A 16,946-nucleotide genomic window follows, 5' to 3' on the forward strand; every position below is an offset into this window, starting at 1 on the left:
CGGACGTCCGAGGAGTATTCGCGCTCGCTCGTCCTGCAGCCGAACATCGTCGGAGAAGTCCGGCGATCACGATTACGCGGTTTCAGGAAAACCTGATGTGCAGCGACAGGAGGTTATGCCGGATCGCTCTCGTTCATATGTCTCCAGAATTCGAAAGGAGATAAAGAAATGAAATCACTAGAAGGCAAGGTCACGGTCATCACGGGAGGCAATAGCGGCATCGGCAAGGCTACGGCCAAGCTCTTCGCGAGTGAAGGAGCTCAGGTCATCATCACGGGACGGAGACAGGACGTCCTCGATAGAGCCGCGGAAGAGATCGGCAGCGGTGCGATCGGCGTCTGCGGCGATGTAGCGAGCTATGACTTTCACCAAAAGTTGGCTGCGGACGTCCGCCAGTGGTTCGGCGGCATCGACGTGTATGTCGCAAACGCTGGGATCATCAATCTCGAGACTTCCGACACAGTGACCGAGGCCGAGTACGACAAGCATTTTGCCGTCAACACACGCGGTGTATTCTTCGGCGTGCAGGCAATCGCTCCGCTGATCCGCAATGGCGGGAACATCATCGTCACCAGCTCCCTGGCTGCAACGAAGGTGCTGCCTCAGCACACAGTCTATGCGGGATCGAAGGCGGCGCTGGCGGCGTTCGCGAGAAACTGGGCGATCGAGTTCAAGGACCGCCGGATCAGGGTGAACATCCTGACCCCGGGGCCAGTGCAGACTGAGATTCTCGGCAAGCTTGGTGTAAGCGACGCCGACCTGCCAGGATTCGAGGCTCACATGGCGTCACTCATTCCTGCGGGAAGAATGGGTCGACCCGAAGAACTTGCTGAGGCGGCGCTGTTCCTCGCAGCAAAGGGCACGTTCGTAAACGGTGTGGAGCTGATGGTGGATGGAGGCATGTCTTTGGCATAGCCGTCGGCGAAGCGGGACCGGCACGCTTACGCCGGTCCCGCTTGCGCAGCTCTCAGGTCGAGTTGAGCGCTGCACGGCAGGCGCGTCAGATACCCTCGACTGCGAACGCGATTTTCACCGCCGGACGCACCTTGATCCGTTCCTTGAACGTCGTGAGACGTGTCGGGACGTTGACCGCGAAGCGCTCGGCCCACAGCAACATCACGAAGAGATAGAAATCCGCGACAGACGGGTGGTTGTCGAAGAGATACTCTCCCTTGAAGGTCTCGGAAACATAGTGGAAGCGCTTGCGGATAGCGGCCTTGGCTTCGTCCGCCTCCTCGTGGCTGCGAGCCTCCAGGAGGTGCCGAAAGCTGTGGTGCAACTCTGTCGAAATGAACGTGAGCGCTTCGATCAGGCGGGTCCGGCCCCGTTCGCCTGGCACGCCGAGTTGCGGATGCTCGGCTGCAATCCAGTCAAGGATCGCAACATTTTCGGTGAGCAGTTCCCCGTCGTCGAATTCCAGGACCGGCACACAGCCCTTGGGGTTGATGTCGATGAAATCCACACCGGATGCTGTGCGCTTCGTTGCGAGGTCGACGCGCACGAGGTCGAATGTTGCACCGACCTCCTGCAGAGCGATGTGATCGGCAAGGCTGCAGGCCTTGGGGGCATAGTAGAGCTTCATTGAAATGTTCCTGTTCCGGCTGGTCGGACGACAAGCTGCGCACGGCCTGGGAACACTAGGTCCATCCGGTCTGCCTTGATATCAAACGTGGGTTCAGGTTGACTGGTGGGTCGGGTGTTCGTCGCGAGCGGTTGAAGCCTCGCTAGCCTTCGCCATTAGGATCGATGGTTCCCGCGCGCCAGCAAACGAATGGTTGGGTTGAACAAAGGGTGCCCTCAAAAGCAGACTGCTTCACCGTCCTGATGCGAGATCGTCCGAATTTCGAACTCCAGTCTGGCCCCGAGAGCGATCGTGTCACGGAGCGGTGGGGTCGGACGCCATAATTCATTCAAGGGAATTCCTATGCATAGGATCATAAAGCTCGTACTCGCGGGTGCGATTTCCGCTGCTGCTGTCGTCACGTCCAGTTCGGCGGCATTTGCCAAGCCGACCATCGTTCTGGTTCACGGCGCATTTGCGGACTCCTCCAGCTGGAACCGCGTCATCGCGCTGCTCGAGAAGGACGGCTATCAGGTTGTTGCCGTGGCAAACCCACTTCGTGGCCTAAAGAGCGATGGCGACTATGTCCGGCGCGTGGTCAGCGGACTGGACACTCCAGTCGTTCTCGTTGGCCACTCCTACGGCGGCTCTGTTATCAGCGATGCGGGCGTCGACTCGAAGAACGTCAAGGCCCTCGTCTTCGTAGCTGCATTCGCGCCATCCAAAGGCGAGTCCGCCATCGAGCTTTCCGGCAAGTATCCGGGTAGCACCTTGGGCCCGACACTCGCGGCACCGGTAGAACTTTCCGGCGGTGCAAAGGATCTTTACATCGACCGGGCGAAGTTCCCCGATCAGTTCGCCGCTGATGTTCCGTCGGCCGCCGCCAAGCTGATGGCAGTTGCGCAGCGGCCGATCACCGACGCCGCACTCTCGGAACCTGCGCCGGGGGCCGCGTGGGAGAATATCCCTTCCTGGTTCATCTACGGCGATGCCGACAAGAACATACCTCCGCGGACGCTCGAATGGATGGCCGAGCGCGCGAAGTCGAAGAAGACGGTTGCCATCCCGGGTGCGTCGCATGTCGTGATGATTTCGCATCCCGGCGAGGTCGCCAGGATCATCGAGCAGGCTGCGTCCGGCCTTTGAGAACTTACCGGAGGCCCGGCACGTCGGGTCTCCGGACTTCCCGAAGCGCTCGTCGAGGGGCGCCTTATAGAACGTTCGTATAGGTAGGGACCAATATCGGCAGTGTTATGATTGTGCGAACCCTGCACTCACTCGTATAAGAAGCAGCCAGGAGCGAGACGTGCAACCGATGGACGGACAAGATGTTCTTGATTGCCCAACGATTTCGATCGTTGACGACGACGTCTCCATCAGGGTTTCTCTGATGGATATGTTTGATTCACTATCGATTCCAGCGGCGCCCTACGAAAGCGGCGACGATTTCCTCACCCGTGCCGACTTGGATGCCGCTGGCTGCATCCTGTTGGACATCCATATGCCCGGCATGAGCGGTCTCGACTTGCAGAGGCATCTTGCAGATAGCGGCAACATGCAACCAATCGTCTTCATGACCGGGTGCGCAACAGTCGCAATGAGCGTGCAGGCAATGAAGCTTGGCGCTTTCGATTTCCTTCTCAAGCCCTTGGAAAGCGGCACAGTAGTCGCCACCGCAGACAAGGCCATCCAGCTCAACGCGGAGAGGCGCGCAGCTGCCTCGGAGAAAGCCGCCTTAATGTCGGCTGTGCGAAACCTTACTGGACGTGAGCGCGAGGTAATGAGGCATGTCGTCATGGGGCGCCTCAACAAGCATATCGCTCATGACCTGGGTGTAAGCGAGATGATGATCAAGATCCACAGGGGCCGGATGATGAAGAAGATGCAGGTCGCATCGCTCGCCGACTTGGTGAAGAAGTTGGATTTGGCATCAAAGACCTTCGACGTATACCAGTAGGTTCAAGCCAAGCTGGCCGGGACAGCAAGGGCCAAACAGGAAGAGTTCACCTAAGTCCATGCCAGCAGCAATCATCATAGCTATAATCGACGACGATCAGGATCTCCGGGAGTCATTGCAGGATCTTCTGGAGACGGAGGGGCTGGAAAGCCGTCTCTATGCCTCCGCTGAAGAATTCATCGGCCGGAACGGGCACAAAGAGGTGGACTGCATTCTCGCTGACGTGAGGATGAGTGGGATGTCAGGGATCGAGCTACTTCGGGTGCTTGGTGGCAAGGATCGTTGTCCGCCCGTGCTGATCATGACCGCGTATGCGGACAATGGAATGCGCGCAACCGCACTGCGGGCGGGCGCGGCGGGCTTTCTGGCAAAGCCTATCGACACCATGCAGCTGATCGAGTGCATTCGCGGCTGCGTCGGCTGATTTCTAGCCCGCCAGCAGCCCGATGATCGACAGTGCCATCCGCCATCCGGCACGTAGACCAGAAACTTGGCCATGTTCTCTCATCCTGGAGCAGTGGGTCGCCTAAACCTTGGTTTGGGAAGTTCTGACGACTTCATGATGCTAGTTTTTCAGTCTAATCAACCGCAGGAGACTGAAATGCAAGCGCTCAAATACGGCGTCCACGCCATGGTATGGTTCAACGTCCTTCTCGCCGGATGGCTCTCCCTCCACATGCTCTATGACCCGGAAGGCTGGTACTATTTCGTCCCTGGAGTGACAGACACCGGCTTTTTCAACCAGCACTTCATTCGTGATATCGGCATCATCCAAGGTTTCATCGCGCTCGCCTTTGCGATCGGAGCCTTTCGGATCGACCGGCGCGTCGAACTCTGGGCAGCCGCGACCCTCTGGCTCATCGCTCATGCGGTCTTTCATTTTTGGGAAGTAGCTGTCGGCATTTGCTCGGCGTCGGTCCTGGCGCGGGACTTTCCCGCAGTCAGCCTTCCGGCGATCTTCGGGATCGCTGCAACGATCTGGGCCTGCGCGCAGTCGCGCTCGGCCGCGGCATCGCTAAAGGTCAGCCAGCTGAGCATCTGACCCCATGAACAGACGCCGGACACTCAACGTCGTCCGGCGTTTGCGCTCGCTTTACGGATCAAACGGTTCTGGATAGCCAGTCGTGGAACGACAGCTTGCCGGAAACTGCTGTGGCCGCCGGCAGCAAGCTCTCTCGCGCAATCGACGCGCCGAAATAGCTTACAGCCTGATCACTCGTGACAGGCCGAGCGTCTTCTGTCGCTGTAAGCAGCTCGTGCGCGATTTCAAGCAAGTCGATCGGCCCCGGGCCGCTGATTTCCAAGATGGAGTTGATCGGTGCTTCGACAGCCTGTCTTGCAATCAGAGCGGCCGCCTCGTCGGCGGAGATAGGCTGCAGGCGGACATCCGCGACGCGTACCGATCCGCTTTTCCCCGACGAATTCACGATGCCACCGAAGAACTCGAAGAACTGGGTGGAGCGTATTATGGTGTGGGGGACGATCGATGCGCGCACAAGGTTCTCCTGTACGAGCTTCGCACGGAAATAGTCGTTCTCCACGAGCCGCTCGACGCCGACAATCGACAGAACGACGTAATGGCGTACGCCCGCTTGTTTTGCCGCTTCCAGCAGGTTGACGCCTGCCGTCTTGAAGAACGCAAGCGCGTCCCCTTCGCCAAAAGTCCCCGAGTTGGTCACGTCGATCACGACCTCTGCATCGGCGAAGGCCGCATCGAGACCCTCGCCACTCAAGACATCGACGCCGGACTTCCCGGACACCTCGACCACGTCCTGCCCGGCACGTTCCAAGCCGCGGACGATCTTCGATCCCATCATTCCACTTGCGCCGACTACAACAATTTTCATCACGTGCTTCCCTGAAAGGTCCAAAGCCCGCGATACTAGGAATTTAGGCCGCGCGGTCGATAAAACGATGGGTTGGGTTGACCGGATTGACCCTAAATAGAGGTTCTATTTCGGGTTTGCTCGCTAGTCCCACGCTTCATGTCGGATTGCCGGGCACTTCGGTCGCTAAGCATCGCTGGACACCAAAACCTAAACGAAGGTTTATGGTCCCGGCAGGGTAAACCATGGTATAAGGTGCTGATATCAAATGAGACCGCCGGGCCACAATACTCCCGGTACGGGTCCGACAAAGAAGGTTCCGATGGCGGGGTCGTCCTTCAGATCCAACCGCGGTTTCTCCGACTGAGCTGAGGCAAGCCATGCAGAACGTACAAGTCAAAGCGGAATCGTCCGCTGAACCAATCGTATACGTGGTTGATGATGACGAGGAGATGCGTGGAGCACTGCTCGATCTGTTCATGGTGACGAAGAAGCGGGCGACTGCGTTTCCGAACGGGATGGAGTTCCTGCAGGCTGCAGACACGAACGCCGCAGGTTGCGTAGTAGTCGATCTCCGGATGCCTGGAGGCACCGGGCTCGACCTGCAGAAGCAACTCATATCGATCGGCAGCAAGATGCCGATCATTTTCCTTACCGCATATGCTGACATCCCCACCAGCGTGAGGGCCATGAAGGCGGGAGCCACGGACTTCATCACTAAGCCGTTTGTCAATCAGGATCTCCTGGAGGCGGTCGATCACGCGATCCAATTGGATTCGGAGCGTCGCAAAACGGATGCCGAAGGTGACCGTATACGTGGTCTGGCTGACACGCTTACTCCTCGTGAGAAGGATGTACTGTGGCAAGTCGTAAGTGGTTTGATGAACAAGCAAGTCGCCTACGAACTTGGAATCAGCGAGATGACCGTCAAACTGCACCGCATGAGCGTCATGCGGAAGATGGAGAGTAAATCGCTTGCGGATCTCGTCCGCAAAGCCGAGCTTCTTCAGAAGAGCGCCTAGCCGTACCGTACATCACCGAGTGTCGGGTTCCCCCAGATTGCGTAGGACACCCTCACGATAGTCCGCGGCATCTTTCGCACGCTCATCGGCGGTGTCGCTCAGCTCGGCAATCTCGCATGCCTTGTAGGCTTCGAGCAGAGCGGTGAAGGTGCCCGGTGTCTCAAGGATCGCGCCGGCGCTGTCAAAGTTCTCTTCGACAATGTCGCCGATTTTCGCAGCTATGGCCGCCTTCGCGGCGCGGATCTTCTCCAAACGTGTCGTCATCAATGCCCCCGGACATGCGTCGTACTGTCGACGCAGCCGTACACGATCGCCACGGGCCGCGCCATCCGGAACTTTGCGGCCGGGCAAGCGCAACCGCCCATGGCATTTAGATCCTCGATTTTTCATATGGATAGCAAGCGACTAGGCGTTTGGGCGTCTGTGCCCCAAACCTACGTTTATCTATGCCCGGAGCGATATTCGCCTACGGTGCTCGAAGGTCGTCCTGGTCACGAATTCGAGGCGGCTTCCCTAACCTTTGCAAAGGAGTGAACAATGAAAATCGTTGTGATTGGCGGGACCGGCCTGATCGGGTCCAAACTTGTAAAGCGTCTCCAAGCGAAGGGTCACGATGTCATCGCCGCATCGCCAGCATCGGGCGTCAACACCGTCACGGGTGAAGGACTGGCCGACGTACTCTCGGGTGCCCAGATCGTAGTCGACGTTGCCAACTCGCCTTCGTTCGAGGACGCGGCAGTGATGGAGTTCTTCCAGAAGTCTGGTCATAACCTCCTCGCTGCAGAAAAGATCGCAGGCGTGAAGCATCATGTCGCCCTGTCCGTGGTCGGCACTAAACGTCTGCAGGACAGCGGCTACTTTCGCGCCAAGCTGGCTCAGGAGAATATTATCAAGGAAGCGGGCATTCCTTACACGCTGGTTCACTCGACGCAGTTTTTCGAGTTTATGTTTGGCATCGCTCAGTCCGGTGCGCAGGGCGATAAAGTACACCTCTCTCCGGCGATGATGCAGCCGATCTATTCAGACGATGTCGCTGACCTTCTTGCAGATGCCGTTCTGGGAGTGCCCGTGAACGGCATCGTGGAGATTGCCGGTCCCGAACCGATCCGTATCGCGGACGCCGTCACGAAATACCTTCGACAGATCGGTGACGGCCGCGAAATTGTCGTTGACGGCAAGACTCCATATTTCGGCGCCCTTTTGGGTGACAAAACGTTGATGCCGGGTTCCGGCGCTCGCGTCGGCAATACTGTATATTCCGAGTGGGTGAAGACTGCGACGCCGCCGCCGGCACGCTGATATCCTGGGGCCAGAATCCCTGGCTGGTTGATGGCTGCGGCCGGATCCGAGCCCAACGAAACACCGACGGTCGCGGCTTTGGTCTCGGGAGAGACCTCGTCGCGGCCATCTTCCACACTGATTGATTCAACACTCGAGAGCATCACGGGCAGGGCACTGTCCGCGGGCGTACAGCAAGTCCTTACGCCTTCCTTTCGAATTGTGTTGCGTAAAGTAAAACACAACTTAATATTGCCGTCCATCTACATCCCATCTTGAGGGGAGACGGTGATGAAGTGGTTTCTTTCAGTTGTTACTGCTGCAATGCTGCTGCTGCCAGCGGGATGCTCGACGGAGTTCGGTCGCCTCGACGCGATACCGCAGTCGGACATCTACAAGGTCGTTGCTGAGGTTAAGCGTCAAATCAGCATCTACACCGCCTATCAAGCGTCCGATTATGGCTACAAGCGGATCGTGGCCGCTTCCCGGTCGAAGGTCTGCGGCAATGGCATGATTGGTTTCGACATCTCCTCGGTCAAGATGGAGCTGGTTTCCACGTCGGTCGGAAGCCAGAGCGTTGGCGTAAGCTTGTCGCCCATTCCATCTGGTGGGATCAGAACGGTCGGAGGAAGCGTCGGCGCATCGCGCGAGGTGACGGATACGCAGAGCTTCGTCATTTCCGAAGATGTGGTGCCGAGCCCGTATTCCTACAAATTCGACTTGAAGATGCTCGATACGGCTCCGCTGGCCAGGTCGATGATCAACCTCTGGGCCGCCGCGCTCCAGAGCGGCGATGACGCCAGTGATATCTGCCTCAGGATACAGAAGTCGGAGTCTGACGGAAACACCTTCCAAATCGGAATCACGGTGGCCAAGGATGTCAACGGGGAGGTAAACGTCGGGCTATCCAGCCTGGGCCTGACAGCGGGCGGCGAGCTGAAGGCAACCACCGGAAACACCATCACCGTGCGCTTCAAGGCTCACGACTTCTCCAAGCCGATACCTCCGCGCCCGGCGCCCTGTAAACCCAAGGACCCTCGGCCGGAGTGCCAGTTGCAGCACAATGTCGCTCCATCGTGAAACTTGCCACTGCGAAGGCCTAGAAGGCGTCGGCCTCGGGGAAAGCCGGGGTAGTGGCGAGCAGGCAGATTGCCACCATCGAACTGAAGATCAAAAAGCTCGCCAAGCTGCTGCGGGCGCATATGAGGCGATGACTTAGGTACATCGCGTCAATTTGGAAATCAGGCGGTTGCGCTTCGCGGCTGTGCCGGAGCAGGCACTCCTTTGCGTGGAGGGCGCCCTGTGGACGCCCTCTCACCTGTTTACGATTTGATGAACGCGAGGATGTCGGCGTTGATGATCTCAGCGTGGGTCGTGGCCATGCCATGCGGCAGGCCCTTGTAGATCTTCAGTGTCGCATTCTTCAGCAGCTTGGCGGACAGAACTGCCGAGTCGGCGACGGGGACGACCTGATCGTCGTCGCCGTGGAGGACGAGCGTTGGAACCTCGATCTTCTTCAGATCTTCGGTGAAGTCGGTTTCGGAGAACGCCTTGATTCCGAGATAATGTGCGTTCGCAGCTCCGGTCATTCCCTGCCGCCACCAGTTCTTGATAAGCGCGTCGGATGCTTTGACGCCATCGCGATTGAAGCCGAAGAATGGACCGCTGGCGACGTCGTAGTAGAACTGCGAGCGATTTGCGGCGAGTGCCGCGCGGAAGCCATCAAAGACTTCGATCGGCAAACCGCCAGGATTCGAGGCGGTCTTGACCATGACGGGTGGCACGGCGCCGATCAGGACAAGCTTCGCGACGCGATCCTTGCCATGGCGTGCAGTGTAGTGCGCAGCCTCGCCGCCCCCGGTGGAATGACCGACATGGATCGCGTTCCGCAGATCGAGATGCTCCGTAACAGCCGCTACGTCTGCCGCATAATGATCCATGTCATGACCTTCGCTCACTTGGGCGGAGCGTCCATGGCCGCGGCGGTCGTGTGCGATCACGCGATATCCGTTGGCCAGGAAGAACAGCATCTGATTGTCCCAGTCGTCGCTGCTCAGCGGCCAGCCATGATGGAAAACGATCGGCTGGCCGTCACGGGGCCCCCAGTCCTTGTAGAAGATCTGGGTGCCATCTTTCGAAACCACGTATGCGCCTCCGGCGCCTTGATTTTCTGCTGTAGCTCTATTCTTGGCTTCCGCGGGCACACTGACTGCCGCCGCCGCCGCCGTTGCCGCAAGCGTCAGCGTACCCGTCATCACACCACGACGCGTGGCCTCTGTTGAGCGATCGTTCACTGTAAATCTCCTGATTGTTCAAGTAGTAGTATGTAAAGGTAAGTTCAGATGGAAAATTCCCACGTGAACGCAATAAAAATAGATGAATTTTTGTTTTCATTTTAGCTATACATTGGTTTTGTTTTTCACGGTTTCGCAATATATGCTTTCTATTGCTGCGGCCAGCGTTGCGGAAATTCACTAGAATCTCCATTGACTGAGGCAGAGAGCAGCATCGGACAGGCTATTCCAGCATCGTCATCCTTCCATTCAAACAGCTGCGAACCTGGATTGTTTTCATGGACGATCAAGTCCTGATCGACGGAAAGAAAAAATTCCGCGTCCGTCTTGTCTTCGAATCCCGCAAACAGCATTCGCTGGCAACGGGGTACCGTCGCCCTTTGCTTTAGCGTCACCTCAACTATCGCCACTGTCGCACCCCAATGGCACGTCGATAGTGGATTCTTATGGAGGGCGCGGTCGGAGTAGGCGTAGATTTCCGGTAGCTGAAAGAACTCATCAACCTCGGTTCGGCCTATCGGATCCCTCTAAGGACCCCAACGCTGGATAGTCAGAAGGCCAATATCGTGTTCGGAATACAGTTTTCCGGAACTGATAAGGTCCCGGCTTTTGTACCCATAGCCATTCTTGCAGATGGCCATACGAATCAGAGCCGCCTCATACTCGAAGGGCCGATCACGAATTTTATCGATGATGTTTTTAAGATCACGCAAGTAGCCAGTGTAGGACGTGACGGGCATCGTCGAGATCCTTCTGTTGTGGTAGCCCGGAACCCATAAGACAGGCCGCTCGCGCGGCACCAAGTGGAGGATGAGGTCGCTTACAGTGCGACAGATTTGAAATCACAATGTCGCTCTGTAAGCAGGTGGAATTGCGGGACGGTCCGACGCTAGCGGTTATCGACCCCGCTATTGGCACGCTTTCCGAGAGCTAGCTGAGCTGCAGCAACGCACGCGACAATGGCGCCCAGGACTACGTGAGTCCAAGTAGCAGCCATGGAAGAGCTAAAGCCGAGTACAAACGGAGAAAGCGCGGCCCAGCAACCCAAAGACAGGTTGAGCCATTCAGCTCGCTCTCCATAGCTATTTAGTGCTTTAATGGAAATTGTTAAAATCATCGCTCCGCAAACGACGGCGTTCCACGCTGCCACCGGTACCTCGGTGAACATCAACGCGGCGCAGGCCAAGCAAATCGCGGTTGTTATATTGGTCGCTTCGAGAGCTTTGCTGGGGTTCTTTTGGCTCATTTTGGGTTTCCTAATCAAAACAGATAAGTCGTGCTTTCGGAGGATTAACTGCCGAACCATGACATGCACTATTTGACCTGGATCACCGTCTTCACCAATAGAACTGATGTTTAGTGGTGCTTGAACACTTTAAGCACACGGACCGTCGATAGCGAGATTCAGGCAAATTTTGCCGCGCAGGATGACGATCGCCCGCCTTCGAGCATTCAATTGCACAGTCGATACCAGCGGGACGATTGAGACTTCCCCAGAAGTTGCTCGTGCCGCCGTTTTGAGCTTTGAATGCAGGAAGCTTCGTGAATGGAGTAGACCACTGAGATGGCGGCGAGATTGCGATCATGTCAGGCGGACTGCAAGATTGCCACCACCTCATGCTCTAGCGCTTCAGACGCGGACGATCATCATACAAAACGTCGCTGTCGAACAGGTAGCCGGACCCCCTGACGGTTTTGATCAGATTGGGCTTCGCGGGGTCTCGCTCGATCTTTCGGCGCAATCTCAGGATCAGCGCGTCAAGGCTTCGGTCGAAGATCTCCCCGGAATGGATGCGGCTAGCCGCCAGGAGGCGCTCACGCGACAAAATTTGCCGCGGTGCTCCCAGAAAAGCGGTGAGAAGGTTGAACTCCGCAGTAGTCAGCTTGACCTCGTCCAGCCCGGGGCGCCGCAGCGCCTTCTGTTGGACGAAAAGCTCGCTCCCCGAAAACGAGTAGGAGCGCCGATCCCGCTCTACGATTGGCCTGTCTCTCATCGCGACGTTGAGGCGGGCTAGAAGCTCCTTTTTTCCGAAGGGGCTGCAAATGTAGTCGCTAGCGCCTGCCTCTAATCCCTCGACCTTATGGTCTTCGGCAGTGCGTTCTCCGCTTATGATCAGGATTGGGGCTGCGGTGATTGATGCCATGTTGCGAACGACATCGATTCCATCCTGGGAGTTTACCTCGATTAGCAGGGCGTCAACGATCTCGGTGGACAGAATTCGCCTGAGTTGGCGGCTTTCCGCTACTGGCGTTGTCCGTATCGCGTGCTGCCCCAGGAAATCCGCAACTGACATGACAATCGTTTGATCGCTGTCCAGCACGAGGACGTGCTTCATAACATTTCTCCGTCGACTTCTCGACGCCGCATTCTTCCGGACCGCGATGGTCACGGTCCGGTCATGGTTCAGATTGGTGGAGTGCTGCCGCCTGCGTCAGGGCTTGATATCGGTGACGAGGTTGTTGTCGGTGGTATCGACAACGAACACCGCCAGGAGGCGAGCGGGTTTCGTGGCGCTTGCGTTCGCGCTTACTCCGTGGCGATCGCCGGGAAGCTCGGAAAAATTCTCACCCGCATGAAAAGTCTTCTCGGGGCCGTCATTCACCTTGCTTTTGATTGCTCCCTCCAAGACGGTCGCATAGATAAATGCCGAGTTGGGATGGGTGTGTGCCGGCGACGAGCCGCCGGGTCCATATTCGACCAGCACACCCTTCATGCTCTTCCCGGGTACGTTAGGAAGCGGCTGATCGAAGACGACGGAAATCTTCGCGGCCCCCTTCGCCACATCGGATGCAAGGGCAAGCTGTGGAGAAAGAAATGCGGTGGCCAGCACGGCGATTGCGCGAACGAACATGTTGAATCCTTCAGAGGTTTTTGGGGACCATGTTCGATGGGCGCCATGCACGATAGGCCCAAGAATGTGGAAAGGCATTGTACCGTATGTGTGAACGACCCATCCTTGAATTGGACCGCAAGGCCACTGTCTCGATGACGCAGCAGATCTTCCATGGGATCCGTGCCTCTATCAGGAGTGGCGCGATGAAGAAGGGGAGCCGTCTTTCATCGTGGCAGGATCTAGCCGCCCAGCTCGGGGTGTCGCGCGGCACGGTCAAGCGTGCCTACGATCTTCTGAAAGACGAGGGTCTCGTCGAGACACGGGGTAGCGCTGGGACATGGGTTGCCGAGGTTGCAGAAGCTCCGCGAGATCAGCATGGGGAGGAGAGACGGGCGCCATCGGGATTGTTCTATGACTTCGAAACCGCACCGCAGTACTTCCAACTCGGGGTCCCGGCGCAGGACGAGTTCCCCGCGAAGGCCTGGCATAGCGCCTGGCGTCAAGCGATAGCGGTCGAGGCGACACGTCCCCAAATCTATCCCGATCCTCGGGGGCTTCTGGCTTTCAGGCACGAGGTCGCCGGATACCTGGCGAGCGCGCGCGGTCTCAATTGCCTGCCGAGGCAGGTATTCATCACATCCGGATTCACGGGTGCCTTGGGGATCATCCTAAACGCAATGGGCCTGCGCGGCGAGAAAGCCTTCGTCGAGGAACCGGGCTTTCCACGGACGCGGCAGGCATTGCTAGAGGCCGGAATTGAAACTGTGCCTGCGCCCGTAGACAGCGAGGGGATCGATTTTCACTGGCGCCCGGACGTAAAATTGGCGGTAGTCACTCCTGGGCAACAAGCTCCTCTGGGCATGACGATGTCAGCGACCAGGCGTGCTGCGCTCTTGAAGTGGGCGGCCGAAACTCAGGCCTGGATCATAGAGGACGACTATGCTGGCGAGCTTCAGCTGTCGGGCCAGGCGTCGCCGGCTCTCGCCGCGGCAGATGGCCAAGGACGAGTGTTCCACATAGGAAGCTTCAGCAAGACCCTAAATCCCGGGCTGCGCATCGGGTATATCGTCGTTCCTGTTGCCCTCGTGGAGCGCTATGAAGGATTCGTCAGTCATCTCGCACCTGCGGGACCGGTCGTCGTGCAGCAGGCACTTCAAGCGTTCATGTCCGGTGGACATTTCTATCGCCATCTCCGTCGGATGAAGAAGCTCTATGCGGAACGCAAGGCGATGCTTGTCGGAGCGCTTCGACGGGAACTCCATCCATCGATAAGGTGTTCATCCGATGGAGCCTTGTCGGTGCGGCTCTTTCTACCTCCGGGAACAGATGACGTTGCCATCGCTGCCGCGGCGCATAGATCGAGGCTAGGCGTTCTTCCGCTTTCCGAATGGTACCAGGGACGCACTCGCCCTTCTGGCCTCTTGCTCGGCATTGCGAACGTGCGGTCTCGGGATGTCTCAGCGAAATGCGCCGCGCTGTCTGCCGCCCTAAACCATGGGTTAGGTTGAGAGGCTCGACGGAAACCTACAAAATGGCGTCGTTCCAACACTCCTTGGAACGGCTTGGCGGGCGGCGATGTCGGAACCAGCGTCCTCCGGCATCGCCGCTGCCGCACGCATCAGACCTTCAGGGCGTGTACCTCGAAGGGATCGTCGAATCCTTTGACACTGTGAAATCCAAGGCATTCGGTCTGAGCCGCGCAGCCGGCTGCTGCCACGAACTCTCCTGAAACCAATACCGGTCTCCGCAAGTCTTTGGTCAAGGATTCCAGCCGGGAAGCGAGGTTCACCGCAGGCCCGATGACTGTGAAGTCCAGTCTTCGCTTCGATCCGATGTTCCCGTACATGACTTCGCCAACGTGGATCCCGGTTCCAAATTTGATCGGGTACGCGGATGCCGCGCGGCTTGCTGCCGCCTCATACGCCTCCTTAACGGAACCCAGCAAGCGCTGGCATGCGTCTGGCCGATCGAGCGGGAACACTGCCAGCAGGCCGTCGCCTATGAACTTCAGTATTTCTCCACCGAATTTCTCGATCGGTTCAGCGACGATGTCAAAATAGTCATTCAGGACGTCGATGACATGGTCGCGCTGTCGGCGGCCGGAAAGTTCGGTGAAGTTGCGGAGATCGCAGATCATGATGGCGGCGCTTACGGTGACACCGCTTCCCCGCGTCGTCGCGCCGTCGAGAATTTGCTCGCTGGCATGCGGGCCAACGTACGTCTGCAGGAGGGTTCGTGCCAGTTGGTTCTTCAGTCGAATCTCGGTTACTAGCGAAAACAGCGGCAGAACCTGCCGAATGAGGGCAATGTCGCTGTCTTTGAAGCCTTCCTTCCTGTCCGTGGCGAATGTGATGAGATGGCGTCTTCCTTGCGTGTGGTCCAACGGCCATGCAGCGTAGTCAGTGTGTCCCTGTTGTCGCAGCTCGTCGTAAACAGGGAAAACGTGCGGGCCGCAGATCTGAATCTTCTGCCGTACTTCCCTGCCGGTTGCGATCACGAGCCGAAATGGACTGCGCAGGAAGACGTCAGTTGCCTCGACATCGTATGCCACGGTATGCACGAATGCATCCTCCTGGCCGCGAGCCCAGACAATTCTGGTGCCCAGCCACTGCGGGTGGTGGACACGAAAATGGAGGGTAGAACGGCTGAGATCTATTCCACATGCGATCAACCGCTCGCATAGCTGAACAAAGATCCGTTCAGCCTGTTGCTCTTCCCTGAGGCCTTCCGAGAGCCATTTCAACAGAGCAGTGCGACTTCGCCGTTGACTTGACATGACTGCCTCTTCCGAAGTTGGCGTGGCGACGTGATACAAGTCTCCAACGTTGCGTCGACTTCCCGTGGTTACCAATATTGGGACCAGAGCGAATAGATCGCCTGGTGTGCAATGGACGGTGTACAGCGCGAGAAGATCTCCGTCGCCTCTGCTGCGGTTACGATCCCCCTTCCGGCGCCCTTGTGTCCCTCAAGCCCGAAAAACTCGACGCTCCTGATGCCGATCGATGCAAGCATTGTCCGAAGGTAAGGCCTCAGGAAATCGGGTTGATCCTGCGTCCAGACATCTTCGGCTTTGGACAACACCACGAAGACGGGCTTGTCCTCGAGAAGGCCGATCGTCTTTCGCTGACTGTAGCGGAAGGTGATGTTCGGTCGCACGACGTGGTCGATCCAGGCCTTCAATGCGGACGGGATCGAGAGGTTGTGCATCGGCGTGGCGAGAACGATCGCGTCGCTTTCGATGATCTCGGCTATCAGCTCATTGGAAAGTTCCAGTGAACCGCCGTCCGACTCACCCGGCTCTCCGGTGCTGGAGAAAAGGGAGAACTGGCGGTCTATATGCGGCATGGTCACGGCGTTGAGGCACCTGACGGCCACCTGCGAACGACTATCTCCACCTCGAAGCATTTCAACCAAGTGGCGGGAGTATGACGCGCTATGGGACGCGTGCCCCCTAGGACTACAAATCAGATGGAGCACGTTCATCGGAGCCGCCAGTCGTTATCTCTCGCTTTGCGTGAAAGAAGCCTTCGGGATAGGCCTCCGGCACGAATATCGGCGTACTCACGAGTTTCGGCTGGTCGGTGCCAATCACACGCGCTCGCCACCGCGTGACCTTCGAAGCTACGTGATGAATCACACCGACAAATCTCATTACACCAAGCACACCAAAGCACTCCCTATGGTACTGCCTCGGGGATTTACGCTTGGGGACGGAGGCTGAAAACTATACGTGCGTTTAGTGCGTGGTCCGCTCCGGTCAGTTAGGTCGTGACGATGAAATGAATGCGAGAAGATCCGACGAGCTGATCGGCTTCTCGAGAAAACCAACCGCGCCAAAGCTCTTCGCAACAGCTCGCGTTCGCGTGTCGCCAAAGGAGGTCATGATGCAGACAGGTGGCCCGCCATCTTTGACAAGCGTCTCCAACAGCTGCAAGCCACTGGTTCCGGGCATATTCAGATCCGCCAGCACGCAATGGACATGATCTGAGTCGCCGGATTGGAGGAAGGCATCCGCGGATCTGTACGTCCTGCTTGGTATGCCCATCGCGTCAAAGAAATCATGCAGTGAATCCAGCAGGAACTGATCATCGTCTACAATGGCGACCGTCGTTTGTGGGTAGGGGTGCATTTAACCTCAGATGGTGTCTCTGGCCGACGGCCGATGCTTATTCAG

Annotated in this window: 20 protein-coding genes; 9 read left to right on the plus strand and 11 right to left on the minus strand. The window is 57.6% G+C overall.

The annotated features are described in order from the left end of the window. The first annotated feature begins 168 nt into the window (after positions 1-168). Complete coding sequence (locus AB4Z25_RS24970) at positions 169-915, plus strand: SDR family oxidoreductase (protein WP_442209833.1); 747 nt, start codon at positions 169-171, stop codon at positions 913-915. Positions 916-1,000: 85 nt separating this feature from the next. On the opposite strand, the gene AB4Z25_RS24975 is transcribed toward AB4Z25_RS24970, so the two are convergent. Continuing rightward, positions 1,001-1,582, minus strand: coding sequence for a glutathione binding-like protein (locus AB4Z25_RS24975; protein WP_442209835.1), 582 nt, complete (start codon positions 1,580-1,582; stop codon positions 1,001-1,003). A 342-nt stretch (positions 1,583-1,924) separates the two neighbouring features. On the opposite strand from AB4Z25_RS24975, the gene AB4Z25_RS24980 reads away from it, so the two are divergent. The 4 genes from AB4Z25_RS24980 (at position 1,925) to AB4Z25_RS24995 (ending at position 4,560) form a co-directional block, all read left to right on the plus strand. After that, entirely contained in the window at positions 1,925-2,707 is a 783-nt protein-coding gene (locus AB4Z25_RS24980) for an alpha/beta fold hydrolase (protein ID WP_442209837.1), read from the plus strand. A 169-nt stretch (positions 2,708-2,876) separates the two neighbouring features. After that, positions 2,877-3,518, plus strand: a complete 642-nt coding sequence (locus tag AB4Z25_RS24985; protein WP_442210005.1) for a response regulator transcription factor — start codon at positions 2,877-2,879, stop codon at positions 3,516-3,518. Positions 3,519-3,576: 58 nt separating this feature from the next. Beyond that, positions 3,577-3,942, plus strand: coding sequence for a response regulator transcription factor (locus AB4Z25_RS24990; RefSeq protein ID WP_442209839.1), 366 nt, complete (start codon positions 3,577-3,579; stop codon positions 3,940-3,942). 72 nt (positions 3,943-4,014) lie between these two features. Then, a complete protein-coding gene (locus AB4Z25_RS24995; protein ID WP_442209840.1) occupies positions 4,015-4,560 on the plus strand; it encodes a hypothetical protein in 546 nt (181 codons plus the stop codon). A gap of 58 nt (positions 4,561-4,618) precedes the next feature. Here AB4Z25_RS24995 and AB4Z25_RS25000 read toward each other — a convergent pair whose 3' ends face one another. Next, complete coding sequence (locus AB4Z25_RS25000; protein ID WP_442209842.1) at positions 4,619-5,365, minus strand: SDR family oxidoreductase; 747 nt, start codon at positions 5,363-5,365, stop codon at positions 4,619-4,621. Between the two features lie 359 nt (positions 5,366-5,724). Between AB4Z25_RS25000 and AB4Z25_RS25005 the strand changes: the two genes are divergently transcribed. Then, a complete protein-coding gene (locus AB4Z25_RS25005; RefSeq protein WP_442209845.1) occupies positions 5,725-6,366 on the plus strand; it encodes a response regulator transcription factor in 642 nt (213 codons plus the stop codon). Between the two features lie 12 nt (positions 6,367-6,378). Here AB4Z25_RS25005 and AB4Z25_RS25010 read toward each other — a convergent pair whose 3' ends face one another. Next, positions 6,379-6,630 (minus strand): hypothetical protein, encoded by a 252-nt coding sequence (locus AB4Z25_RS25010; RefSeq protein WP_442209847.1) that lies wholly within the window; start codon positions 6,628-6,630, stop codon positions 6,379-6,381. A gap of 273 nt (positions 6,631-6,903) precedes the next feature. Here AB4Z25_RS25010 and AB4Z25_RS25015 point away from each other — a divergent pair, with 273 nt between their 5' ends. Together AB4Z25_RS25015 and AB4Z25_RS25020 are read left to right on the plus strand one after the other, a co-directional pair. Beyond that, the gene (locus AB4Z25_RS25015) at positions 6,904-7,665 is read left to right on the plus strand and encodes an SDR family oxidoreductase (RefSeq protein WP_442209848.1); all 762 of its coding nucleotides are present in this window, start codon (positions 6,904-6,906) and stop codon (positions 7,663-7,665) included. Positions 7,666-7,935: 270 nt separating this feature from the next. Continuing rightward, positions 7,936-8,724, plus strand: a complete 789-nt coding sequence (locus tag AB4Z25_RS25020; RefSeq protein ID WP_442209850.1) for a hypothetical protein — start codon at positions 7,936-7,938, stop codon at positions 8,722-8,724. 242 nt (positions 8,725-8,966) lie between these two features. On the opposite strand, the gene AB4Z25_RS25025 is transcribed toward AB4Z25_RS25020, so the two are convergent. From AB4Z25_RS25025 to AB4Z25_RS25045, 5 genes are all read right to left on the minus strand, one after another. After that, positions 8,967-9,938, minus strand: coding sequence for an alpha/beta fold hydrolase (locus AB4Z25_RS25025; protein WP_442209852.1), 972 nt, complete (start codon positions 9,936-9,938; stop codon positions 8,967-8,969). Positions 9,939-10,087: 149 nt separating this feature from the next. Continuing rightward, entirely contained in the window at positions 10,088-10,348 is a 261-nt protein-coding gene (locus tag AB4Z25_RS25030; RefSeq protein WP_442209854.1) for a hypothetical protein, read from the minus strand. A 479-nt stretch (positions 10,349-10,827) separates the two neighbouring features. Beyond that, entirely contained in the window at positions 10,828-11,184 is a 357-nt protein-coding gene (locus AB4Z25_RS25035; protein ID WP_442209856.1) for an SPW repeat protein, read from the minus strand. Between the two features lie 376 nt (positions 11,185-11,560). Continuing rightward, positions 11,561-12,274 (minus strand): winged helix-turn-helix domain-containing protein, encoded by a 714-nt coding sequence (locus AB4Z25_RS25040; protein WP_442209857.1) that lies wholly within the window; start codon positions 12,272-12,274, stop codon positions 11,561-11,563. A 96-nt stretch (positions 12,275-12,370) separates the two neighbouring features. Beyond that, a complete protein-coding gene (locus AB4Z25_RS25045) occupies positions 12,371-12,790 on the minus strand; it encodes a cupin domain-containing protein (protein WP_442209859.1) in 420 nt (139 codons plus the stop codon). Between the two features lie 134 nt (positions 12,791-12,924). Here AB4Z25_RS25045 and pdxR point away from each other — a divergent pair, with 134 nt between their 5' ends. Continuing rightward, positions 12,925-14,280, plus strand: coding sequence for a MocR-like pyridoxine biosynthesis transcription factor PdxR (gene pdxR, locus AB4Z25_RS25050; RefSeq protein ID WP_442209860.1), 1,356 nt, complete (start codon positions 12,925-12,927; stop codon positions 14,278-14,280). A gap of 110 nt (positions 14,281-14,390) precedes the next feature. Here the strand turns inward: pdxR and AB4Z25_RS25055 are convergent, their stop codons facing one another. From AB4Z25_RS25055 to AB4Z25_RS25065, 3 genes are all read right to left on the minus strand, one after another. Next, positions 14,391-15,626 carry an adenylate/guanylate cyclase domain-containing protein gene (locus tag AB4Z25_RS25055; protein WP_442210007.1) on the minus strand — a complete coding sequence of 412 codons (1,236 nt, stop codon included), beginning with the start codon at positions 15,624-15,626 and terminating at the stop codon, positions 14,391-14,393. Then, complete coding sequence (locus AB4Z25_RS25060) at positions 15,617-16,255, minus strand: FMN-dependent NADH-azoreductase (RefSeq protein WP_442209861.1); 639 nt, start codon at positions 16,253-16,255, stop codon at positions 15,617-15,619. The genes AB4Z25_RS25055 and AB4Z25_RS25060 overlap by 10 nt, the downstream gene beginning before the upstream one ends. Before the next feature lie 274 nt (positions 16,256-16,529). After that, positions 16,530-16,901, minus strand: coding sequence for a response regulator transcription factor (locus AB4Z25_RS25065; protein ID WP_442209863.1), 372 nt, complete (start codon positions 16,899-16,901; stop codon positions 16,530-16,532). Positions 16,902-16,946 lie beyond the last annotated feature (45 nt).

Source organism: Rhizobium sp. RAF36 (genome assembly GCF_052114105.1).
Lineage (GTDB): Bacteria > Pseudomonadota > Alphaproteobacteria > Rhizobiales > Rhizobiaceae > Rhizobium.